Origin of the sequence: Roseateles sp. NT4 (genome assembly GCF_051857475.1) — a bacterium.
Classification (GTDB): Bacteria; Pseudomonadota; Gammaproteobacteria; order Burkholderiales; family Burkholderiaceae_C; genus Pelomonas.
The window spans coordinates 741122-761524 of sequence record NZ_JBPZGZ010000001.1; the positions used below are offsets into that span (position 1 = coordinate 741122).

16 protein-coding genes are annotated in these 20403 nt (G+C 71.4%); all 16 read right to left on the reverse strand.

All coding sequences use genetic code 11. The annotated features are described in order from the left end of the window. Complete coding sequence (locus ACS5PN_RS03375; protein WP_439462525.1) at positions 1-4641, reverse strand: hypothetical protein; 4641 nt, start codon at positions 4639-4641, stop codon at positions 1-3. 15 nt (positions 4642-4656) lie between these two features. Continuing rightward, the gene (locus tag ACS5PN_RS03380; protein WP_439462526.1) at positions 4657-6540 is read right to left on the reverse strand and encodes a hypothetical protein; all 1884 of its coding nucleotides are present in this window, start codon (positions 6538-6540) and stop codon (positions 4657-4659) included. A gap of 13 nt (positions 6541-6553) precedes the next feature. Next, the gene (locus ACS5PN_RS03385; RefSeq protein ID WP_439462527.1) at positions 6554-7459 is read right to left on the reverse strand and encodes a hypothetical protein; all 906 of its coding nucleotides are present in this window, start codon (positions 7457-7459) and stop codon (positions 6554-6556) included. After that, positions 7456-7701 carry a hypothetical protein gene (locus ACS5PN_RS03390; RefSeq protein ID WP_439462528.1) on the reverse strand — a complete coding sequence of 82 codons (246 nt, stop codon included), beginning with the start codon at positions 7699-7701 and terminating at the stop codon, positions 7456-7458. The genes ACS5PN_RS03385 and ACS5PN_RS03390 overlap by 4 nt, the downstream gene beginning before the upstream one ends. Then, positions 7698-8009 (reverse strand): hypothetical protein, encoded by a 312-nt coding sequence (locus ACS5PN_RS03395; protein WP_439462529.1) that lies wholly within the window; start codon positions 8007-8009, stop codon positions 7698-7700. Before ACS5PN_RS03395 ends, ACS5PN_RS03390 begins: the two co-directional genes overlap by 4 nt. A gap of 19 nt (positions 8010-8028) precedes the next feature. Further along, positions 8029-10578 (reverse strand): phage tail protein, encoded by a 2550-nt coding sequence (locus tag ACS5PN_RS03400; protein ID WP_439462530.1) that lies wholly within the window; start codon positions 10576-10578, stop codon positions 8029-8031. 2 nt (positions 10579-10580) lie between these two features. Then, positions 10581-12845, reverse strand: a complete 2265-nt coding sequence (locus ACS5PN_RS03405; protein ID WP_439462531.1) for a putative baseplate assembly protein — start codon at positions 12843-12845, stop codon at positions 10581-10583. Positions 12846-12850: 5 nt separating this feature from the next. Further along, a complete protein-coding gene (locus ACS5PN_RS03410) occupies positions 12851-13252 on the reverse strand; it encodes a GPW/gp25 family protein (protein WP_439462532.1) in 402 nt (133 codons plus the stop codon). Between the two features lie 2 nt (positions 13253-13254). Beyond that, on the reverse strand, positions 13255-14850 hold the full coding sequence (locus ACS5PN_RS03415) for a hypothetical protein (RefSeq protein ID WP_439462533.1): 1596 nt from the start codon (positions 14848-14850) through the stop codon (positions 13255-13257). A 20-nt stretch (positions 14851-14870) separates the two neighbouring features. Beyond that, positions 14871-15584, reverse strand: coding sequence for a phage baseplate assembly protein V (locus ACS5PN_RS03420; RefSeq protein WP_439462534.1), 714 nt, complete (start codon positions 15582-15584; stop codon positions 14871-14873). A 2-nt stretch (positions 15585-15586) separates the two neighbouring features. Further along, on the reverse strand, positions 15587-16678 hold the full coding sequence (locus tag ACS5PN_RS03425; RefSeq protein WP_439462535.1) for a phage late control D family protein: 1092 nt from the start codon (positions 16676-16678) through the stop codon (positions 15587-15589). A 12-nt stretch (positions 16679-16690) separates the two neighbouring features. Then, a complete protein-coding gene (locus tag ACS5PN_RS03430) occupies positions 16691-16882 on the reverse strand; it encodes a hypothetical protein (RefSeq protein WP_439462536.1) in 192 nt (63 codons plus the stop codon). A 14-nt stretch (positions 16883-16896) separates the two neighbouring features. After that, a complete protein-coding gene (locus ACS5PN_RS03435) occupies positions 16897-17832 on the reverse strand; it encodes a CIS tube protein (RefSeq protein WP_439462537.1) in 936 nt (311 codons plus the stop codon). After that, the gene (locus ACS5PN_RS03440) at positions 17829-18305 is read right to left on the reverse strand and encodes a phage tail protein (RefSeq protein WP_439462538.1); all 477 of its coding nucleotides are present in this window, start codon (positions 18303-18305) and stop codon (positions 17829-17831) included. The genes ACS5PN_RS03435 and ACS5PN_RS03440 overlap by 4 nt, the downstream gene beginning before the upstream one ends. Positions 18306-18450: 145 nt before the next feature. Further along, positions 18451-19944 (reverse strand): hypothetical protein, encoded by a 1494-nt coding sequence (locus ACS5PN_RS03445; protein WP_439462539.1) that lies wholly within the window; start codon positions 19942-19944, stop codon positions 18451-18453. A 13-nt stretch (positions 19945-19957) separates the two neighbouring features. After that, positions 19958-20401 carry a phage tail protein gene (locus ACS5PN_RS03450; protein ID WP_439462540.1) on the reverse strand — a complete coding sequence of 148 codons (444 nt, stop codon included), beginning with the start codon at positions 20399-20401 and terminating at the stop codon, positions 19958-19960. Positions 20402-20403: the final 2 nt, after the last annotated feature.

Genomic DNA, 20403 nt, shown 5'->3' on the forward strand with positions numbered 1-20403 from the left:
TCAGCCGAGCAGGAAGTTCACCGTGGACCGCGCGCTGGGCGTGAAGCCGGCCTGCACGGTCTGGGTCACGCTGACATGGGCGATGCCGCCGACGATGTCGGCCACGACGGCATGCGCGGCGATCTGGGCCTTGCCAACCGCGGCATCCAGCACCGGGTCCAACAGCTGCACCTTCATGCCGACGCGCAGGCGATCGGGCAGGGACGGCTGGACCTCGAAACGCACGCCCGGATGGATGGGGACGGGCCGCACCAGCCGGCCGGTCAGCAACTGTCCTGCCGGGCTGTGGCTGGCGGCCAGCACGCAGACGCGCACCAGGGCCGCCATCAGCGCCACCGCGCGCGGCTGGTTCTGATCGACGCGGCGGCGCAGCCAGGACGCCAGGTCGCGGATGTCCTCGCGGTCGTCGCGGTCCAGTTCAACGAAATGCGGCAGGGTCGAGAGATCTCCCAGGTCGCCCACGCTGTCGAACTGGCTGAAGCGCTCGGCCCAGTCCAGCCGGATGCCGGCGCGCACCTCGGACAGGCGGGCATGCAGGCAGGTGGCGACCTGCGCGATGCGGGCCAGCTCTTCCGTCACGCGCCGGTTCAGAAGATTGCGTTCGGCATTGGCCGCGGCCAGGTCAGCCAGCGACGCGCTCCTGGCGATGAGGTCGATCTTGCCCACCAGCCCCAGGGTGGCGGAGGACAGAGCCACGGCGGCGAAGGGCAGAGCCTCGCTGCGCGCCAGGCTGACGCTTTCGGCCTGGGCACGCACGGCATTGAAGGCGAGCTGCTGGCTGGCGCCGCCGGCCAGGCCGTTGAACAACGTCAGGGCGCTGAAGCTGGTGGTGCTGATGGCGGTGGCCGTGGCCGGCAGAGCGGTCAGCACGCGATCGGCGACGAAATGGGTGTCGAGCAGGCTCAGGTGAGCGCGCATGGCCGGGAACCAGTCCACGGGCGCCTGTCTCACGATGCCGATCATGGCGGCCACGTCACCGGGCGGGTCGTCGTGTTCGGTCAGGCAGGCCGGCACGGCGGCGGGCTCGAGGGCCGAATCGAGGTCGCGCGACGGCAGGGCCACGGTGCGGCTGCCGATGCGGGCCCGCGCGAAGGCGAGGAACTTGACGTTCTCGGCGATGACGGCGTCGCGCGACGCGTTCAGCGCCGCGGCACGCTGCTGGTCTTCGGCGAGCAGGGCGCGGGCGGTGGCCACGTCCTGGCGCGACTCGGCCAGTTCGCGCTCCACCAGGGCGAGGCGCGTGGCCAGGCCGGCCAGGCTGGCGTCGATGGCCGCCAGTGACTTCTTGCAGCGGTCCAGGGCGTCGCGGTATTTGCGCACGATGCCTTCGGCGGCGCGCAGCACGGCGATGGTGTGGTCGGACAGGTCCACGCCGCCAAGGAAGTAGGCCGACTCGTCGCGTGCCTTGTCCTCGGGGTCGGGGTCGAAGCTGAGGTCGGTGAAGCGCAGGCGCAGGGCGCTGAGCTTGATGGGGGCGGCGCGCAGCGGCTGGCCGCCGGGGTCGAACTCCTTGACCACGCCGTTGACGGTCTGCTTCTCGGCGATGCCGGGCACGTCCAGCTCGTCCAGGTCCAGGCCAAGAGAGGCCAGCTTGCTGATGACTTCCAGCCGCGTGGCGACGGTGAAGTCCTTGGCCTCGATGGCGCGCGGGCGTTCCAGCCGCGAGGCGATGGAGGTGGTGCGGATCTCGGCCTTGCCGGTCAGGGCCGACGCGTCGGTGACCTGGGTGCTGGGCGGCGGCGGTGGGGGCAGCGGGGCGAGGGGCGCCAGACCGCCCACGTTGAAACGAGGGTCGAAGGCGAGCTGGCTGCCGACGATGCTGCCGAGTCCGGTGAGGGCGGGCGCCGCGGGCGGCGTGAAGGTCGCGATCGGGCCGATGACGGAGCCGATGCCGGCGACCGGCGTGCTGATGACGCGGATGGGTGAAGGCGCCGGCGTCATGAAGCCGCCGACGCTCTTGCCAAGCCCCACATTGCTGGTCACGTTCAGGGCCGCAGCGCGCTCAGCGCCAACCTCCGCGGCCGCCGTCGCAGCGGCGCGGGCGACGCCGCGCGGCATGGGTGGCGTGACGATGCCGCCGGTGCGCGTGCGGATGGGGAAGACCGGCGGCGAGGTCGCGCCGTCGGGGCGCGCCAGCTGGGTCGCGCTCTTGACCGTGCCATAGAAGTCGGAGAGCTGCTCGCGCGTGGCGCTGGCGTTGTCGAGGTCGGCGATCTGCGTCAGGGCCGGCGACACGGCGAAGCGGCTGGCCTGGGAGGTCTTCAGCACCGTCTGGCGCAGCCGGTACATGTCGGTCTGCACGCGCAGATAGCCGAGGTTGACGGCATCGTCGGCCTCGTCGATGCGGCTGGACAGGTCGGCCACGGTCTGGCGCAGGCCATTGGCCTGGATCAGGGCGGCCAGAGTCTGGAAACCGCGCTTGGCGGCGTCGGCCTCGGTGGGCGTGAGCTTGCTGTCGTCGCCGGTGACGGGGGCGAGCTTGCGGCCGGCGATCAGCGGGTCGGCCAGCAGGGCAGTCAGCTCGGTGGAGTCGCGCTCACCCTTCTCGTCACCCGTGGTGTCGAAGGCATTCTCGAAGGCGGTGTTGGCATCGGCGGCGGCCACGAAGTCCCAGGACTCGCCCTCGCCGCGCTGGATGCCGGAGTCCAGGGTCTTCTGGTCGGTCCAGGCGCTCTCGGTGCCATTGCGCAGCACGCCGACGGGGCCGAACAGGGCCTGGCCGTCGTAAAGCGTGAAAGCGACACCGCTGACCGTCGTCTCCTCCAGCGCCAGAGCCGCCGCGGGGATTTCGAGGCGATGCCAGCGCCCCGGCGTGGGCACCATGGGCGGCACATCGGTGGACTGCTGCAGCCGCGACGGCGTGCCGTCCGCGCCCCAGCCGATCAGGTTCTCGCCCCAATAGGCGCGGTGCTCCCAGCTGTTGGCGATCTGCCATTGCAGCATCAGCGTGCGTGGCGGGAACTCGCGGTCCAGCTGCACCCAGGCGAACAGCACATCGCCCTTCTGCACGGCCAGCGTTTCGGTGGCGTGGTCGAGAAAATGCTGGTGCAGGCCGCGCACATGGGCCGAGCGGTGCAACAGGCCGGCCGGTGCGGACAGCAGTGGCGCCAGCCGCTCGTCCTCGACGCGCAGCGGATCGTCTGCGGGGTCGGGCACGGCATCGGTGTTGTCGGGACCTTCGGCTGCGATGCTCAGGGCCTCGCGCTGCTGGCGCTGGCGCTGGCGGCGGCGCAGCCAGTCGGCGCGGTCGTCCACATAGCGCTCGATGGCATCGGCGATCTTGTGGTCGGCGTCGGCCTCCTCGATCAGCAGCAGCTTGGGGTCGAAAAGCGTCTGCGGCACGGGCACGTAGACGCAGAGGCTGTCGCGCACGGCCAGGTCGATAGGTGCGAGTCCGGCGGCTGCCTCCAGCACCGAATCCAGCTGCTCGATGGGCAGGGGCAGGGCCGCCACGTCCAGCGTCGTCGGGAAGAAGGCCTGCCGCTTCGCGCGGGCATTGACGGCGTCGCGCGGCAGCAGCCCCGCCGGCGGCAGCGTCAGCATCTGGTCGCCTAGGGCCTGGGTGTCGGCGCCGGCCGCGGCAGCTTCGGTCAGGTGCTCGGTGAACTGGTCGATGCGGGCCTGCCACAGGAAGCGCGTGCCGGCGCCGAGCTGCGCATTGGCCTCGGCGCGCGGCCGGCCACCCAGCCGCGCGACGGCGGCGCGGTCGGCAAACAGAGGCTGCCAGGCGGCGTTGACGGCTACCAGAGCCAGGGGCACGCCGCTGGCATGCCAGGGCATGCTCTGGCTGTTGCCGAGCTCGGCCTCGCGAGCGAAGACGGCATGGGCCAGGGCATTGCGCCAAGTGGCGCCGGGCGCGGGCAGAGGCAGCCATTCGTCGGGCCAGGCATAGAAGACGGGCCGGGTGGCGTCCTGGCGCACCTGGTCCTCGAAGGCTTCGGCGTCCAAGTCGCGCTCGCATTGGTCGAAGGGGTCGGCGCCTTCGACGACGCGGTGCTCGATGGGCTCCAGCACGATGACGCCGACGCGTGGCAGCGGCCGGCCCACGGCCAGCAGGGTACGCAGGCTGCGGCCGGTGGCGCGCGCGAACAGCACGCTGCCGTCGGCCTCGGCCGGCATGGCCGGTGCCGGGTCGGTGTCGGACAGCAGCCAGGGCGGCGCGACGACGGGCAGGTCCAGCAGGTCGAAGGAGAAGGTCGCCGGGACGATGACCTCCTCGCCGCCGGCGCTCAGGCCCGAGCCAGTCTCCAGGGTCAGGCGGCGTACTGCGTCCAGCGCCAGCGCTGCCGGCGCCGGGTCTGCCGCGGTCGCGATGTCGGCGATGGCTTCGTCATCGAAGGCCAGGGCCAGGCCCTCGACGACGCCGGCGCTCAGGGCCCGGTTCAGCAGGGCGATGCGGCGGGCGCGCTGGTTCTGCTCGGCCTCCAGCAGCGGCGCGGTCAGGGCGCGGCCGGCAAAGGCGTTCATGCGCCGCTCGCCGTCGGGCGCGGTGCGGCTGGACAGGCGGGGCTGCACGGCCACGGCGATCTCGCCCTTGTCCAGGGCCAGGTGCTGGCCGCGTGCGGTGCCGGCCGGCGGAGTGACCTTGAGCGCGACGATGCGCGAGCCGTCCAGGGCGGGGGTGCTGCGGTCGCTGGCCATGGTGTTCGCTCCGGTTCAGCGCGGCTTGGCGGGCGTGAAGCGCGCCGCCAGCACCTTGTCGAGATTGGCCTTGCCGCGCGCCGGCACCTTGATGTCGGCCGACAGGCGCTGCGCCTCCTGGCCGCTGCTGCGCGAGAGCGTGCGGCCCATGTCCAGCAGGTGTTCGCTGCCGGCGAGCTTGTGCAGGGCCTCCTTGTCTTCCAGCAGGTCGGGGCGTTGCACGGCCAGCTTGGCCAGGCCATCGGACACGCCGGGCTTGTTCAGCGCCGTGGCGACCTCGGCGACGGCGCTCTCGTCCAGGGTCTTGCGCGCCTCCAGCTGGGCCAAGGCCACATGGGCCATCAGCGGCTCGGAGAACTTGGTGGCCGACAGCAGCTTGACCGCCTCGGCCCGCGCCAGCGAGTCGGAGCGGGCCAGCAGCTTCTCCACGCGCTCCGTCTCACCCAGGGCCTTGAAGCGCTCGCGGATGATGTTGTCGGGGTTGGGACCTTCGTTGATGACAGCCACAGCTACGCCTTCCACCTCGGGCCGCAGCGACACATTGCGCCGCCGTGCATACCAGAGGGTGGTCTGGGCATTCACCAGGCTGGCCCAGGCGGTATCGACCGGATCGGTGGGGGGCGCGGGCGGGAACAGCCCCGTCTTCACCAGCCGCGTGTTCTCCAGCAGGCGCAGGGACTCGGCCGGCGAGCGCTTGATGGGCAGGCGTGTGGCCGGCACGGTGAGTAGGCGCGTCAGCCGTTGCTGCAGCGCGCGGGCCTGCGCCGCCAGCGCCTCGCGCGGCACGGGCACGAGGATGCTGACAAAGGTCGAGGTCTGCGAATCGGCGCCCAGCTGCAGATCGATGGGCGGCAGGGTCAGCGACTCCTCGACCAGCATGGCGATCTCGTCCTGCGGCACCAGGGTCAGCTCCGCGTCAATGCCGGCGGGCAGCCAGCTCTGGCTGAAGTCGGCCGTGTTGACGGCGGCGGCGGGCAAGGGGCCGGCGGCCGGCAGGGACGAGAAGAACTGGGCCGCGCTGGGCCGCGCACCCAGGGGGCGCTTCATGACGTCGTCGAGATGGTCCTGGTACTGGGCCAGATGGGCTTCTCGCAGCAGGCGCGGTGCAAAGCCGAAGCCCAGCACGTCGGCATGCGACTGGCCGGCCGTGCGGCGGGCCAGATGAACGTCGATCCAGCGCACGGTGTCGCCGGTCAGAGCCACCAAGGCCAGGGCCAGGGTCTCTGCCGGCAGGGCGGGGCCGGCCTGTTGCACGAAGACCTCGCGCGCCAGTTCGCCGCGCAAGGCCTCGATGCGCTCGGCCGGGGCGTCGGCCACGTAATGCAGGGTCAGGGCGCTGGCCTCGACGATGTCGCCGGGCTCGACGGTGCGTTCGGCATCCAGGCCGGTGGGGTAGCTGGACACCGGGTTGGCGCTGAACTCCAGCGCGCGCAGGCCCAGCACGAAGATGCCGGTGCGGTTGCGCAGCGGCGGGATCAGCAGCTTCTTCTTGCCGGCATTGAGCTGCTGGGCCAGGGTCTGCAACTGGAAGAGCTGGGCCAGGGACACCCGCACCGGGCCGGTCAGGGCCACCAGCTCGCCGGCCGTCGTGTAGCCGAAGCCGGGGCTGACCTGCAGCTCGGTGGCCACGCTGCCCTGCGACACCTCCAGCCCTTCGACGACGCCCGGGCCCAGGGCCCGCGCGAAGCCGGCCTGGCGGGCCAGGAAATAGGCTTGCTCACGGGTCAGGTCGCGGGCCGCGAGGAATTTGCCGTCGAACCAGCGCGGCCGCACGCGGTGCGACTCTTCGACCATCAGATTGGCCTCGCGCAGCGCCCGCGCGGTGTCCACGCTGACGACGGTGCGCTGGGTGCCGCTGGCGGCGCCGAAGGAGACCTGGGGAGCTTTCTGGAGGGCCATGATGGGCTCCGGTTCAGATGCCGAAGACGGCGGCCAATGCGTCGGCCGGATAGGCGAAGCGGCGGCTGGTGTTGTCGATGCGGCTGGCATCCAGAGCCGTGAAGTCGGCCGTGGGGCGAATGCCGGGCGGCACGGCGGCGGGGGCTTCGACGGTGGGGATCAGCAGGCGGGCGAGGAAGAGGGCCGTCGGGTCGGCCAGCGAGGTGACACCGTCGGATGCAGTGCCGTGCTCGGGCAGGGGTGGCAGGGCCTCGCCGTCGGGGCGGGCGAGGTCATGGGCATGCGGGTTGGTCGTGTCGTCCCAGCCGTCGAGCAGGGCCTGGCGCAGCGCGTCGGGCCGGTCGGCGGGCGTCATCGCACGCACGGCGTCGAAGCGCGAGTGGGGCAGGAAATCGGTGGCCGGCGCGTCCTTGGCGTCGGGCCTCAGCACCAGCTCGAAGCGGAAGGCGTCGCGCACGCGGTTGGGCACCAGGGCGTCGGTCGCATCGAAGGCACCCTGGGCGAAGCTGGGCGTGCGGCCGCGGGCCTGCGGCGTGAAGCGCAGGAAGAGGTCGGCCACCACGCCATCGGCGCCATGGGCGGCGCGCAGCGCGTCGGCGGTCTGTGCGATGAACCAGGGCTCCAGGCGCACGCACCAGGCGCGTGGCACCTCGATGAGGCGGCCCAGGCGGTCGATGGCCAGGCCAGCGCCGACCTTGAGCTCGTGCTCGGTGCCGGCCTCGTTGGCCACCACCTCGGCCTTCAGCCCCACCAGGGTGCCGGCGCCGGCCAGATAGGCCAGGGCACGGGCCAGGCGGGAGCGGTGGTAGGTCTGCTCGTCGCGGAAATCGTCGCTGCCCAGCAGCACGCCGGTGTCGTAGAAGGGCCGGTCGGGCCGGTCCGCGGTCAAGAGGGCATCGACCTCGTCGAGGGCATTCATGGGATCAGTCCTCTGTCAATGGGCCGCACCGGCGTCACCGGTGTCACGGGCCCGCGCGGCACGATGAGGCCGTTGCTCACCGTCACGTCCAGCGACACCGCTTCGCTTTCCACGCCCTTGTCGTTGACGACGACCAGCGTGAAGCGGTGCTTGCCGGCGGCGAGCTTGTTCTCGACCAGCAGCACCGGCTTCTCCTGCTCCAGCGTCTTGCCGACCGGCAGCACGGCCATGGTCAGGCTCACCGCACCGGGCCGAGGTAGGTGTAGCGGTAGGTCTTGATGACGCCGCCGATATCGAAGGACTTGCTGCCGTTGAGCTCGAAGTTCTTGCCGAGGTCGGCGACTTGCGGGCCAGCGATGACGGCGGTCGGGCGCTCGCGGTCGGCCACGATGACGTCGACCGTGTCGGGCAGGGACACATTGCCCGAGTCGTCGACGACCTCGAGCTGGAACTTGTGGCGGCCGCGGGCCAGCGGGCTGCGTGGGTCAACCTCGACGACGACGGTGGGCTGATCGGTCTCGAAGGGGACGTTGATCTCGAACTTGGCCATGGTGGGCTCCTTGCAAGGATTACTCGGGGGCGGAAAGTCGGGTGAAGCGCCAGCGCGCGATCACGCCGTCGGGCGGGGGTTCTGAGCGGCGGCCGTCCAGCAGCAGATTGCCGCCCGGGTCACCGATGGGCGCGGCGTCCAGATGCGCGCGCGGTGCGCCGTCGAAGGCGACCAGGCCGCTGCTGTCATCCAGCCGCCAGTCCAGGGCGCCGCCGCCGCTGATGCGATCGCCGCGGCCGATGCCGCTCTGGTCGACGCGCGCCACCTGCAGCGGGATGGGCGCGCGCAGCCAGCTGTCCACGCCGACCAGGGAAGCGATACCGACCATGAAGGGCTCGCGCGCCGCCATCACCTTGACGAGGACATGGGCCGGCGCGATCTCCTCGGCCAGGTTGCGCACCATGGCGATGAGGTCTTCATCCAGCCCCTCGTGCACGAGGATGGTGGCGCGGTGGGCGGTGCGCTCGTAGACGCTGGCGACGGTCTCACGCTCGGCTTCCGAGTCAATCTTCTCGCCAAACAGCGCCAGAAACTCGGCACGGGCCAGGGCGTCGTCGGCGTCGCCCAAGGTCAGCGTGTCGCCGACAAAGGAGTTGCCGGAGATGACGAGGCCAGGCAGCAGCGGGTCGTCGCTGCGTTCCAGGTCGATGCCCAGCAGCGTGGCCAGCGTGCGGCGCAGGCGGAAGTCTTCCAGGACGATGATGCGGCCCAGGCTGACGGCGCCGTCGGTGGCGATGTCCAGGGCCAGGGCCAGGCCGCCGCGGGTGCCGCGCAGCCGGCGCAGCAGCGGCGCATTGGCCAGCCAAGCGCGCTTCTGCGCGGTGGGCAGGCGGGACGGGAAGCGCTCGCCGGTCCAGCGGGCCAGCCAGTCCAGCGCGTCGGGCGGCGTGCTGCTTGGCGAGGTCAGCACGCGGGCCTCGGCGATCTGGTCTTCCAGCGGCGTCAGCAGGCTTTCGAACAGGCCGATGAAGCGCTCGAGGAAGTCGTGGCGCGTGGCGTCGCCACCGGCCGTGCGGTCGTAGACGGGATCGTCGCGGTACAGCTCGGGCAGGTAGCGGCGCAGATAGGAGAAACGGTCGCCCCAGACGCGCAGAGCCGCGATCTGCGGCGTGGCGCGGCCGTTGCCGAACAAGGTCACGCGCGTCTGCAGCCGGCGGCCGCGCAGCTCACGCAACTGCATGCCGGCGCGCTGCACCAGGGCGCCGAACAGGCCGACGCGATTCGCCTGCGGCGCGCAGCCGAGCAGGCTGGCGTGATGGGGCAGTTCGCTGGGGCAGGCCAACCAGGCGGCGCGCGGGATGCCGGCGGGAAGGTCGGCCTGCGACGCACTCGCATCGCCGAACCAATGCGGCCACCAAGCGCCGCTGAAGGTCTCGTCGTCGGTGGCGCGCAGTTCCACCAGCACGCCGCAGCCCGGCGGGATGACGGCTTCGACATAGACGCGGTGCCAGACCAGGTCGAGGGACTGGGTGTCGATCGTGTGGCCCTGGGCCGTGCCAGTGGCCGCGAAACCGCGCCAGGACAGGGGCACGAGGGCGCGGCTGAACGTCGCGTCATCGGGAGCGTCGGGTACGTCCTGAGGGCGCACCAGCGGCAGATGCGGCGGCCAGTCCTGCGAGGCGACAAAGCCACCAGCGGCGGCGTCGGCGCTGGGGTAGCGGCGGCCCAGCGGCTTTTGAGGTCCAGGCGCATCGGCTGCGTAGACCAGGGCTTCGGCGAGGTCGGACACGCGCAGGGCGATATCGGATTCGTCCAGCCAGGCGATGGCGTGGGCGTATTCGGCACCTTCGAGGATGGCGTCCTTGCGTGCCAGGCCGTCGAACACGTTCAGATGCAGCTCGCCATCCGGACCCCACGAGATCACCGCGAGCCGCCCCAGGGGGCTGGCGGCCAGGGCGACGGGTCGCAGGGCGGGGTCGAGCAGGTCCTCGGGCAGCAGCTCGAGGCGGGCGTCGTCGGCGTTCTCGGGTTGGGGGCGGAAGGTGCCGGCGTCGCGCACCACGTCGCCGCGCTCGGGGAAGGGCGTGCCGGCCAGCCGCGCCAGGCGGCGGTTGTTGCGGTCCAGCAGCCAGCGGCCGCCTCTTGCATCGCAGGCCGCCGCCTGCGGCGTGAACAGCGGTGGCAGCTCCAGGCGCACCGGCTCGTGGCGGTCGCGCGGGTCGAAGAGTTCGACGCGGTCGGCAAAGGCAAAGACGATGCGGTCGTCGGCATCGAGTGCCATCGCGGTCGGCGCGCCCGGCGCCGTGGTCGCATAGCGCGGTACCTCGCCGGGGAAGGCACCAAAGCCCATCAGCGAGCCGCCTGGGCCCTCAGGCGTGGGCCGCGGGTCCCAGCGGGCGTAGGTGCCGAAGCGGTCACGCAGCAGTGGCAGCATGGCCAGCTCGGTCTCGGCGCTGGCCAGTCGCGAGGCGCCATCGATCATGGGCGGCAGGCCCAGTTCCGAGGCCAGGGACAGCACCTCTTCCACGCCGCCATGGGCCGCGTCGCGCGGCACGATGGCGCAGCCCTCGGCGACGACCCAATCCGCCGGTCGCGACCAGAGCCAGAAGCGTTGCGAGTTGCTGTCCATGGTCAGCAGAGGTCGACGATGACGGGCACGGCGACGCGAGTGCCGCCGCTGCCGGAGGCCGCGTCCGGGGCCAGGCTGCGAGCCGGCGCATTGCCGACTTCGACCAGCACCTGCATCAGCTCGGGCAGTTGCCAGGGTGCGAGCGCGACCTGCTGCAGGCCGTTGGCATCACGGCCGGCCAGGGCCCAGGCGCCGGGCCCGCCGGTGAAGAGGTTGACGCCGGCGACGGTGGCCACGCCCGGCACGCGGGCGGCCTCAACCTCCAGTTCGCGGTCGGCGACGGTGCGGCCCAGCGGCCAGCCATTGCCGTCGAAGCCGCCGGGCGCCAGCGGCCACAGCAGGCGCCGGATGACGAGGCGCACCGCCGCCAGCGTCTCCTCACGCGGCGCGCCGTCGCGCAGGCCGATGGCGATGGAGACGGACAGCGGCAGGTACTCGCAGCCGATGACATTGAGTTCGGTCGCCAGCAGTCGGCGCGGCTCCAGCCAGGCGTGGACGGCTTCGATCAGCGGCCGGTCGGCGCGCGGGTTGGGCGCCGTGCCGACCTCGCCGCTGGCCGTGCCCGGCAGCACCATGACGGCGACAACGCCGGGGATGCCAAAGGCGCGCGTGCGCGGTGCAAAGCGCGGCAGCACCTCAACGCGGCCAATGTCCATGCCCGGCGTCTCGCGGGCCAGGCTGGCGTAGTCGTCGGCCGTGACGGCGCGCTCGCGGTGGCGCAGCATGGCGGGAATGCGCTGCTGGGCGGCGTCGACGTCCTCGGCGTCCTCGCCGCCTTGTGTGGCGATGGGTTGGGACAGCTTGAGGTTGTTGACGATCGTGCCGGGCAGGCCGCTGGCATTGATGCTGGTCGCGACGATGTCCTTCAGCGTGCCCGCCGGCAGATTGCCTGCACGGCCGCCGCCCGAGCGGGCCGACACGATGCGCATCCGCGAGCCTGCCGGCGGCAGGCGGCCGCGCATGCCATCGCCCAGGCGCACCTGACCGGACTCGGCGTCCAGTTCGTAGGCGCGGGCATCGCGGGCCAGCTCGGCGCGATGCGACACCAGGGCCAGGTCGTCGACGCGGGTCCAGGCCGCGTACTGCATGCCGGGCTCGGCGATTTCGAGCTGCAGGCTGTCGGGCAGCACATTGCGCAGTGGCAGCGTGATGACTTCGTTGGGGCTGCCCGAGGTCTGGGCCACGACCAGTCCCTGGGTCGTCACGCCCTGTTCGATCTGCACCGCATGCAGGCCGGCCCAGCTCACGAGCAGGCGCTGCACGCCGGCGGCGGGCTTCATGCGAAGCCAGGCGACGAGGCGCTGGGCGCGGTCGGGGTCGTCCAGGCGCGGGGGCTCGTCGTCGACGCCGGAGACGGCATCGATGCCGCGGGCCGAATCGCCGACGCCGATCAGCTCGGGCCCGGGCATCAGCAGCCGCACGACTCCGGCGCGGCGCAGGCCGTCGGTGGTGTCGCTGCCCGAGGGGTCCAGGGTCTGGTAGTCGGTGGCGCGCGCACCGCCGACGGAGATCTCCCAGCTGACGCCGATGCGCTCGCGCTCGCCGACCAGCTCCTGGTCGTCGGGCACGGTCAGGGCCGGCACCAGGCCGACATTGAGCAGGCGGGCCGCACCGGCGGCGTTGCGGGCCAACTGCTGCACGCAGCGGTCGCGCAGCGCGGTGATGGACTCGCCGCGCGCCGGCTTGGGTGCGAGCAGGGCCATCCACAGGCAGCCGTCGACGCTGTCGGCCACCACGTCCACGCCGGCGTCCACCGCGCCATCGGCAAACAGCGGCAGGGTCTGGTAGGCGTCGAGGGCCTTGCCGCCATAAAGGGCGCCGAGCTGGGCCAGGGTGTCGGCCAGCTCGGGATGACCGTCTGCCGTGACGCGCCGCTTCAGATAGACCTCGCCAGTGACCGGCGCAATGCTGATCTCCTGGGCAGTCTCGAAGGGCAGGGGTTTGGCGATGCTGGCGCGCTCGCGCAGGTCGACGGCTTCGCGGGCTTCGTCGGGCAGGCGCAGGGTGACCATGCCGCGGGCCATGAGCGCGGGCTTGAGGCCCATGCCCAGCAGGTTGAGGAAGACGCGGCGCTGCAGCTCGGGCACCTGGTTGGCGCGGTAGAGCAGGGTGTCGCCGAGGAAGGCGAAGAGCTCGATCAGCGTGCGGCCGGGGTCGCCGACGCGCGGGTCGGTCCACTCCGGCGTGTGCGCCGGGATGCGCGCCAGCAGGTCGGCGACGAGGTCGTCGGCGCGGCGGTCGTCCAGAAGGGGAATGGGCAGCGGCATGGTCGTTACCCCAGAGTCAAGGCCAGCGCCATGCGCTGGGGCTCACCGGTGCGGCGCAGCCGGTAGTGCACGGCGACGTGGACGATGCGCGGGTCTTGCGGGTCCTCGTCGACGTCGATGCGGTCCACCTGGGCGCGCGGCTCCAGGCGGGCGATGGCGCCACTGATGCGCTCGTGCAGGCGGGCGCGCACGGTGAGGTTGTTGGGCTGGTTCAAAAAGTCCTGCACGCCGGCGCCGAAGTCGGGGTGCATCAGCAGCTCGCCGGGGCGCGTGGCCAGTACGCAGCGCAGGCCGTCGGCCACGCTGCGCGCCAGGCCAGGCCAGGCCCAGCGGCCGTCGGCGTCGGGCCGGCCCAGCAGCGGGAAGCCGATCGGCGGCGAGAGTTCGGGGGCGAGCTTGCGGGCCATGGCTATTTCTTCCTCGGGACCGGCAGGCAGATCTTCACGAAGGGCAGCCAGAAGAACACCAGGTTCAGCAGGGACAGCACGACGTTGAGCAGGATGAAGGCGCAGATCGTGATGATTGGAATCGAGAAGGAGCACAGCCAGCCCAGGCCGATGTCGCTGCCGGCCTTGGGCTTCTTCATGAAGTCCTCGGGCTTGTTGCGCATCAGCAGGTTGGCCAGGGCCGGCGGCACGTCGAAGGCGACGTTGGGCTTCATGGCGGCCAGCGACGCGCGGTCGAAGGCGGGCAAGGCGATGCGGGCCTGGGGCGTGCCGGTGGAGGCGAACCAGGGTGCCACGCGGTAGAGGGGCGTCATGTCGCTCCACACCAGGCGGTTCGGGTAGCCAGGCTCGCCGCGCACACGCACGAAGGCGCGGATGGCGTAGAGGGCTTCGGCATCGTCGAAGCGGCCCTCCAGCGTGCGCGCCTCGGCAGCGCGGCCTTCGAGCACGATGAGGGCCGTGTTGGTGAAGCGGTCCAGCCAGCCGGCCGGCACGGGGCCGAAGTCGTCGGGTATGTAGACGCTGCCGGCGTTCACGTCGGTCGCGACGCGCACGCAGGCCTGCAGGAAGGCCGAAGCGCCGGTCGTGATGCGCGTCGCGAGGCCGAGGGTGGTTTCGTTGCGACCCAGGCGCAGTTCTTCCAGCAGCGGCAGCAGCGCCTTGCCGCGGCCGTTGATGTCGAACTCGAAGGCCAGCTGGCGGATGAAGGCGGCGAACTGCTCACGCATGGCGCTGCTGTCGCCGCTGTCGGGTTCGCTGGCGTCGACCGGGTCGCTGCCGTTCAGCCAGGTGGCGTCGAAGCTGGAGCGTGCGCCGGGCAGCGGGCGGATGTTGGCGCGGGACAGATAGGGCGAGAGATGGGCGACGAAGCTGTCGCGCGCCGTTGAGCCCGGCGTGCGAGCGGCGGCGTAGTCCACCGCGGTGTCGGTCGGCTTGCGCAGGGCCTCGCTGGTGGGCACGACGCCATAAAGCAGGCTGCGCTTGGCGGCATCGCAGACGGCGGGCATCAGCGCATGCAGTGGATTCACCGCCTCGGCCGGGTGCACGGCGCGCAGGGCGGCCAGGCGGGCGTCGACACCGGGGTTGCCGGTGCGGGGTGCGGGGCGGCGCGCCGGATCAGGATCGGCGTCGAAGGCTGCGGCATTGGGCAGGCCGCGCCAGCCTTCGGCCTGCCAGGTCTGCCAGTTGTGCGGGTCGGCCAGGGCCTGGGCGTTGATGTCGTCCGGCCCAGCCCAGCGGCGCACGACAAAGCCGCTGGACTCGATCTTCCTGGGATCCAGGCGCGGCGATCCGAAGACCTCGCAGTGGGTGTCGAATAACACCAGGTTGAAACGGCGGTGGATGGGCTGGAACAGGGCGCGCGGCGCGGCCTGGTCGGGCAGGCGGGCGATGGGCAGCGAGGCCGGCCAGCCGAAGCGGGGCCAGGCGGTGGACGTGATGGCATCGCTGAGGGCGGTGACGAAATCGCCGGCCTCGATGTCCACCAGCACGGCCGGCGCATGCGGATGCTGGCGCGACGGCCCGCCGACGGCGACGGCGTGGTGGGTGTGGGGGTCCATGACGGCAGCCATCGCCAGCCTCACCAGATGTTCCCGGCGCCGGGCGTGTAGCTCGACGACACGACGGCGTTGGTGATCAGCGTGTCGCACTGGACCACGCCGCTGAACTTGGACATGCCGGCATCCACATTGACCATGCCGGCGCTGACCTTGACCGTGCCGGCATTGACCGTCACGGTGGCCGAGGCGGTGACGGTGACGCCGCTGCTGTCGAGCTTGATGCTGTTGCCGCTGGAGTCTTCCAGCGTGCACTCGCCGGGGCCGTCCTTCAGCGTCAGCTTCTGGCCGCCCGGCGTCTCGAGGATGAGCTTCTCCTGGCCGTCCTGGTCGTCCATCGTGACCTTGACGCCATTGCGAGAGCGCAGCACCTTCAGATCGTTCTTGCCGGCGCCGTCCATGCTTTCCGGTGTCTGGGCATTGCCATGCCAGAGGCCGCCGAGAGCGATGGGCATGCGTGGATCGCCCTGCACAAAGGCCACGGCCACCAGGTCGCCGACATCGGGCACCCACCAGGCGCCGCGGTTGTTGCCGGCGAAGGGCGCCATCAGCGGGGCCCACAGCGTGGCGTCCTCGGCCTGGTCATCGACGCCGTGGATGCGCACCTTGATGCGGCCCCGGCCGTCGGGGTCCTTCAGATCGGTCACCTCGGCCATGAAGACGCCGCCGCCCAGCCAGGCCGGGCCGAGGGCCGGCGGGTTGCCGGCGGGGGCGAAGGTGAACGGGGCGCGGTCCATGATCAGTTTTCGGCCAGGAAGGCCGACTGCGCCACGAACTCGGTGACGTAGCCGCTGGTGGGATCGAAGCGATGGCGCGCCTCGATGACGGCATAGCGGTTGTCGAAGCGCCGGCCCACGCCGTGCAGGTTCACGCGCGTGCCAACGCGCAAGCCGGCGTTGCCCTCGGTGCGGCCGTGCAGGCGCACGAACTGGCGGGCGCGCTGGTCGAAGGCGGCGTCGGCCAGGGCCTGGGCGTCAGCCCCATTGCGGCAGGGCAGGGCGCCCAGGTGTTCCTTGCGTTGAATGCCGATCTCGTTCAGCAGCGAGGCGCCCGTGCGGCCGCTGCCGGGGCCGGGCTGGGCGCCGGTGCTGGTCTTGTCGAAAGGATCACCGGCCGCGGGGTCGAAGCCGCGGGTTGTGACCTCGGTGACCTGCTGCGACAGGTCGGCGATGACACGCACCTCCTGCAACTGGCTGTAGAGGGTCAGGTCCAGGGTGCCGCGGTCCATGTCGGCCGTGCTGCGCACCTGCAGGGTGCTGCCAATCACTTGCAGCTCGCAGTCGCTGCGGCCGAGGATGCGGCGCAGGAAGGACAGATCGCTCTCGTCCAGCTGCACCCACAGGCCGGTGGCGCCCGGCAGGCCGCTGGCGTCGACCGTCAGGCCGTGGTCGCCGGCGATGGCGCGCACGACATCTTCCACGCTCATGTCTTCGTAGCTCTTGCTGCGCCGCTTCATGCGCGCGCTGTAGAGCTTGTCTTCGGCCAGCACCAGCAGGCTGGGCGGCGCGCCGACGGAGCCGCTGGCCTCAATGGCATGGATCTGGCCGTCGAAGATCTCGGTGGGGCTGGACGTCTCGCCCGCATAGAGCTGCAAGCGGGCGCCGAGCTTGATGGCGCTGCCGGCGTCGAACACCAGGCCGAGCGTGCTGTCCACCATGCCCCAGTTGCCCATGCCCAGCGACAGGCTGCTCATGCCGCCTTCGGCCTCGGTGACGGAGAAGGTGCGCACCAGGTCGTCCAGGGCCGGCAGGGCCTGGCCGTCCACGCGCAGCGTCGGCCGCGCGCTGTAGGCGGTGCGCGAGGAGACGGGGCGTTCGCTGGTTTCGGGCATGGCGGGGTGGTCCTAGTCGGCCAGCAGGCGCAGGCGGCGCTCGAGGGCGATGCTCAATTGCTGGTCCAGCATGGAAGCGAACTCGGGCGTCCAGGTCGGCGTCGGCGTGGCATTGGCCGCTCCCTGGGCGTCGCGCGACTGCTGGCCGGCCGTGGTCTCCGGCGGCGGGACGTCAACGACGAATTCATCGATGTGGACGGGCATGCGGGGTCTCCTGTTCAGTCGTCGAAGCGCAGGGCGCGCGGGGCCTGGCCGACGTTGGCCCGCAGGCCGGCCGCACCGGCGGGCAGGGCGCGGCCGTCGATGCTGAAACCGGCGCCAACATCGGTGGCGAGTTGCTGGGCCGCAGGCGGCGGTGCCAGGCGGCTGGCGTCGAAGCGCAGCGACGGGGCGGAGGCGGAGAGGCCGATGCCGGCACCGGCACCCACACCGATGCCCAGGCCGCCGACGCCCGCGCCGCCGGCGAATGACACTGCGGCTTTCAGCTCGACCTTGGCGCCCACCGCCAGCGTTGCTCCCGCCGAGAAGCGCAGGCTGGCCTCGCCATTCATGCTTGCGATGGCACGGGCGGCGCGCAGATCGCCGCCCAGACCCGCTATGCCCGCCGCACCGCCCATGCCGCCCGAGACCTCGAAGGCCGTGCTGCGGGCGCGGGCAGCATTGGCCGCGGTAGGGTTGTCGCGCTCCAGGGCGCTGAACTCGTTGGGCTGCTCCTTCAGCGCCAGGGCGACGCTGGAGCGCAATGGCACACCCTCGGGCGAGAAGAAGTCCAGCGTCTCGCGGTAGCTGTCGGAGATGCCGGTGAAGGTGAAGGTGCCCCATTCGAAGCGCAGCGTGGGCGGCGTGAAGGCGGCGCTGGACTCGGCGCTCTGCGTGCCGGTGGCGTCGGGCGAGCGCACGGCGGCGCGCAGGCGGCGCGTGATGCTGCGCACGTCTTCGCCGGTGTGGGTGGTGTCGAAGAGCAGGTCGAGGCCGAGCTTGGCGCTGGACTGCGTGGCCGTCTGCGTCGTGGCGCCGCTGCCGCTCTGTGGACTGGTGGAGTTGGTGATCTCGACCTGCAGCGACACCGGGTTGAAGTGCACCTCGACGGTGTCGATGTCCTGGCCGTTGCGCTGCAGGACGATCTTGGCCTTGACGACGTTGGGAGCAGTCATGATGTCGAGTGCTCCAGTCCTTCGTGGACGATGTGCAGCTCTTCCACGCCCACGTCGGTGCCCCGGGCATTGAGGTCGGCGGCCTTGAACTTGACGGGCATGGCGCGGCGCAGCGTCCAGCCCATGATGCGTTCTCCGGTGGTGCTGCGAATCTCGATCTCGGCCTTGAGACGGTTCACATAGCCGCCCTGGCCCAGCAGTTCGAACCACTGCCAGAGGTCACGCGAGCGCGTGATGCCGCGCTTGAGCACGACGGTGGCGAAATTGACGCCACCGGGCCGCTGCACGCTGCCCCAGTTGCGGCCGCCCTCGCGGATGCTGCGCGGCTCCATCGTGGCTTCCAGGCCGGTCAGCTCGCTGAAGGCACCTTGGCACAGCGTCGCGTCGTCGCCGCCGCTGCCGTCCACGGGGTCGCGGCTGAACGACACATGAAAGTTGAAGACGCCGATCGGTGCGGCCTTGGCATCGCTCATGTGAGCCCCCCGCCCAGCGAATACGCTGATCGGCCCCCCGAGGGGGCGGCGATGCTCGCCGGATTGACCGGCAAGCACATCGCCAGACGGGCCGGCTCGGGAGCGGCCCAGCGCTCGGCCCGAAATGCATGGGATGCCGCGCGCTTCATAGCGCCTCCGCGGTGTGAACGAGCGGCTCGGCGTCCTGCCAGTTGACGCTGCCGTCCTCGGCCAGGGCCAGCTCGATGCGGATGTGGGCGATGGCCGCCTGGGGCGCGAACTGCACCAGCACGACGACGCGGCCGGCGTCGAGGTCGCTCTGCGTCATCACGCTGCGGTCGCAGCGCACCGTGAAGGCCTCGGCCGCCGAGGCGCCACGCAGGGCACCAGCCTGCCAGTAGCTGGACAGCATGTCTTCGAAGCGGCTGCGCACGCGCGCCCACAGGGCCTCGCCTGAGGGCTCGAAGACCAGGGTGGCGCCGACCATGCGGGCCGTGCGCAGCAGCTGGCCGAGCAGGCGCACGACGCCGGCGCTCCGCCATTCGCGCACGGCGCTCAGCGACGGATCGCTGAGCAGGCGGATGCCGTTGGCAGTGGGGCCGAACAGGGCGCAGGTTTCTGCCAGCGGCCAGCCGGTGCGGCGGCTGTTGAGGTCGGGCAGATAACCGGGGAACTGGTCGGGTGGCGGCGAGCGCAGCTCCTCGTCGCGCGGCTGGGGCACGACGGCGAGAACGCCCATGGGCGACTGACCCGCGGCCGGCCGCACCGGGCCGTTGGCCAGCACCGAGGCGGCGATCAGGCCGGCCAAGGCACCATCGGGCGGGATCAGGCCTTCGGGCGTGCGCACCTCGCGCAGCGGCAGCAGCCAGGGCGTGGCGCATTCGACCATGCTGGTCTGCAGGGTGATGGCATCGCTGAGCTGACGCGCGGCCTGGCTGTCGCGCGCCGTTAGCGGCACGGCGACCAGCAACATGAGGTCGCGGCGCTGGCGGGCGAGGGTGTTGCGCAGCCTCAGCACGTTGCTGTTCCACAGCTCAAACGCCGCGTCGGACAGCCGCGGCGCCGCGAGCTGGCGCACGCCGTTGGTGGGCGGCGTGGCAAAGGCTTCGGTGCCACATTCGACAAAGACTTCGGGCACGAGGGCCGTCACGTCCGGGTCACCGGGGAGGGGCGGGTGGTTCAGATTGGCGTGCAGCTCGGGCAGGTCGGGCGCCAGCACCAGGCTGGCGTCCTCCAGCGTCCAGGCCTGCTGCATGGCGGTGTCCAGCGCGTCGAACAGGGTCACGGCGGGTGTCGAGCCCAGCGGCCACGGCAGGCCCAGGCACAGCACATAGGCCTTGCGGCCGCCATTGGTGAAGAAGTCGCGCACGGCCAGGCCCAGCCAGTCGTCGGCGAGTTCGCTGCGCCCCCGCACGGCGCGCGCATGCCAGTCGAACAGGCCGTCGAAGGCTTCCCAGGTGTCGATGGGCACCGGCATGCCAAGCAGGGTCTCCCGCAGGGCGGGGTCCTTGAAGCCCCGGGCGTTCAGCCAGTCCGAGGTCGCCCGCGGCAGCGCCGCGCCGGCGCGGCGCGTGGTCCAGCCCACGAACAGCGCGATGTCGGCGCGCGCCGGATGCGGGCGCTCGACAGGGCGGGTCGATTCGAAGCTCAAGCCGTACATGGCGGTTGTCCGGTCAGGCGGCCTCGATCTCCAGGCCTTCGGACGACAGCACCAGTTCTTCCATGGCCACGTCGCCGCCGCCCTTGGCTGCCAGCGTCGGGCCGGTGTACTTGAGCGGAATGGCGTTGCGCAGCAGCCAGACCTGCACCGGGTTGCGGGCCTCGTCCAGCAGCGTGATGGAGATGTTCTTCTGCGCGTTGACGCCGGTGGTGCGGGTTTCCTTGACCCATTCCCACAGCGACTTGGAGCTGATGATGCCGCGCTTGAGCGTCACGTCGCCGACCTTGTGGACGCCGGGGATCTTGCGCACATGGTTCTCGGCGTCGTTGCCGTAGCGGTACTCGGCCACGGTGATTTCCGAGCCGAGGCCGGAGACGTCGGAGAAGCCGCCGAAGGCTTCCGCGCCGTCGAAGTTGACGAGGAAGTTGAAGGCGCCGTAAGGGACTTTGCGTGCCATGA

Coding starts and splice junctions, on each gene's coding strand:
- ACS5PN_RS03375 (WP_439462525.1), bottom strand. CDS start 4,641: ATGGCCAGCGACCGCAGCACCCCCGCCCTGGACGGCTCGCGCATCGTC.
- ACS5PN_RS03380 (WP_439462526.1), bottom strand. CDS start 6,540: ATGGCCCTCCAGAAAGCTCCCCAGGTCTCCTTCGGCGCCGCCAGCGGC.
- ACS5PN_RS03385 (WP_439462527.1), bottom strand. CDS start 7,459: ATGAATGCCCTCGACGAGGTCGATGCCCTCTTGACCGCGGACCGGCCC.
- ACS5PN_RS03395 (WP_439462529.1), bottom strand. CDS start 8,009: ATGGCCAAGTTCGAGATCAACGTCCCCTTCGAGACCGATCAGCCCACC.
- ACS5PN_RS03400 (WP_439462530.1), bottom strand. CDS start 10,578: ATGGACAGCAACTCGCAACGCTTCTGGCTCTGGTCGCGACCGGCGGAT.
- ACS5PN_RS03405 (WP_439462531.1), bottom strand. CDS start 12,845: ATGCCGCTGCCCATTCCCCTTCTGGACGACCGCCGCGCCGACGACCTC.
- ACS5PN_RS03410 (WP_439462532.1), bottom strand. CDS start 13,252: ATGGCCCGCAAGCTCGCCCCCGAACTCTCGCCGCCGATCGGCTTCCCG.
- ACS5PN_RS03415 (WP_439462533.1), bottom strand. CDS start 14,850: ATGGACCCCCACACCCACCACGCCGTCGCCGTCGGCGGGCCGTCGCGC.
- ACS5PN_RS03420 (WP_439462534.1), bottom strand. CDS start 15,584: ATGGACCGCGCCCCGTTCACCTTCGCCCCCGCCGGCAACCCGCCGGCC.
- ACS5PN_RS03425 (WP_439462535.1), bottom strand. CDS start 16,678: ATGCCCGAAACCAGCGAACGCCCCGTCTCCTCGCGCACCGCCTACAGC.
- ACS5PN_RS03430 (WP_439462536.1), bottom strand. CDS start 16,882: ATGCCCGTCCACATCGATGAATTCGTCGTTGACGTCCCGCCGCCGGAG.
- ACS5PN_RS03435 (WP_439462537.1), bottom strand. CDS start 17,832: ATGACTGCTCCCAACGTCGTCAAGGCCAAGATCGTCCTGCAGCGCAAC.
- ACS5PN_RS03440 (WP_439462538.1), bottom strand. CDS start 18,305: ATGAGCGATGCCAAGGCCGCACCGATCGGCGTCTTCAACTTTCATGTG.
- ACS5PN_RS03445 (WP_439462539.1), bottom strand. CDS start 19,944: ATGTACGGCTTGAGCTTCGAATCGACCCGCCCTGTCGAGCGCCCGCAT.
- ACS5PN_RS03450 (WP_439462540.1), bottom strand. CDS start 20,401: ATGGCACGCAAAGTCCCTTACGGCGCCTTCAACTTCCTCGTCAACTTC.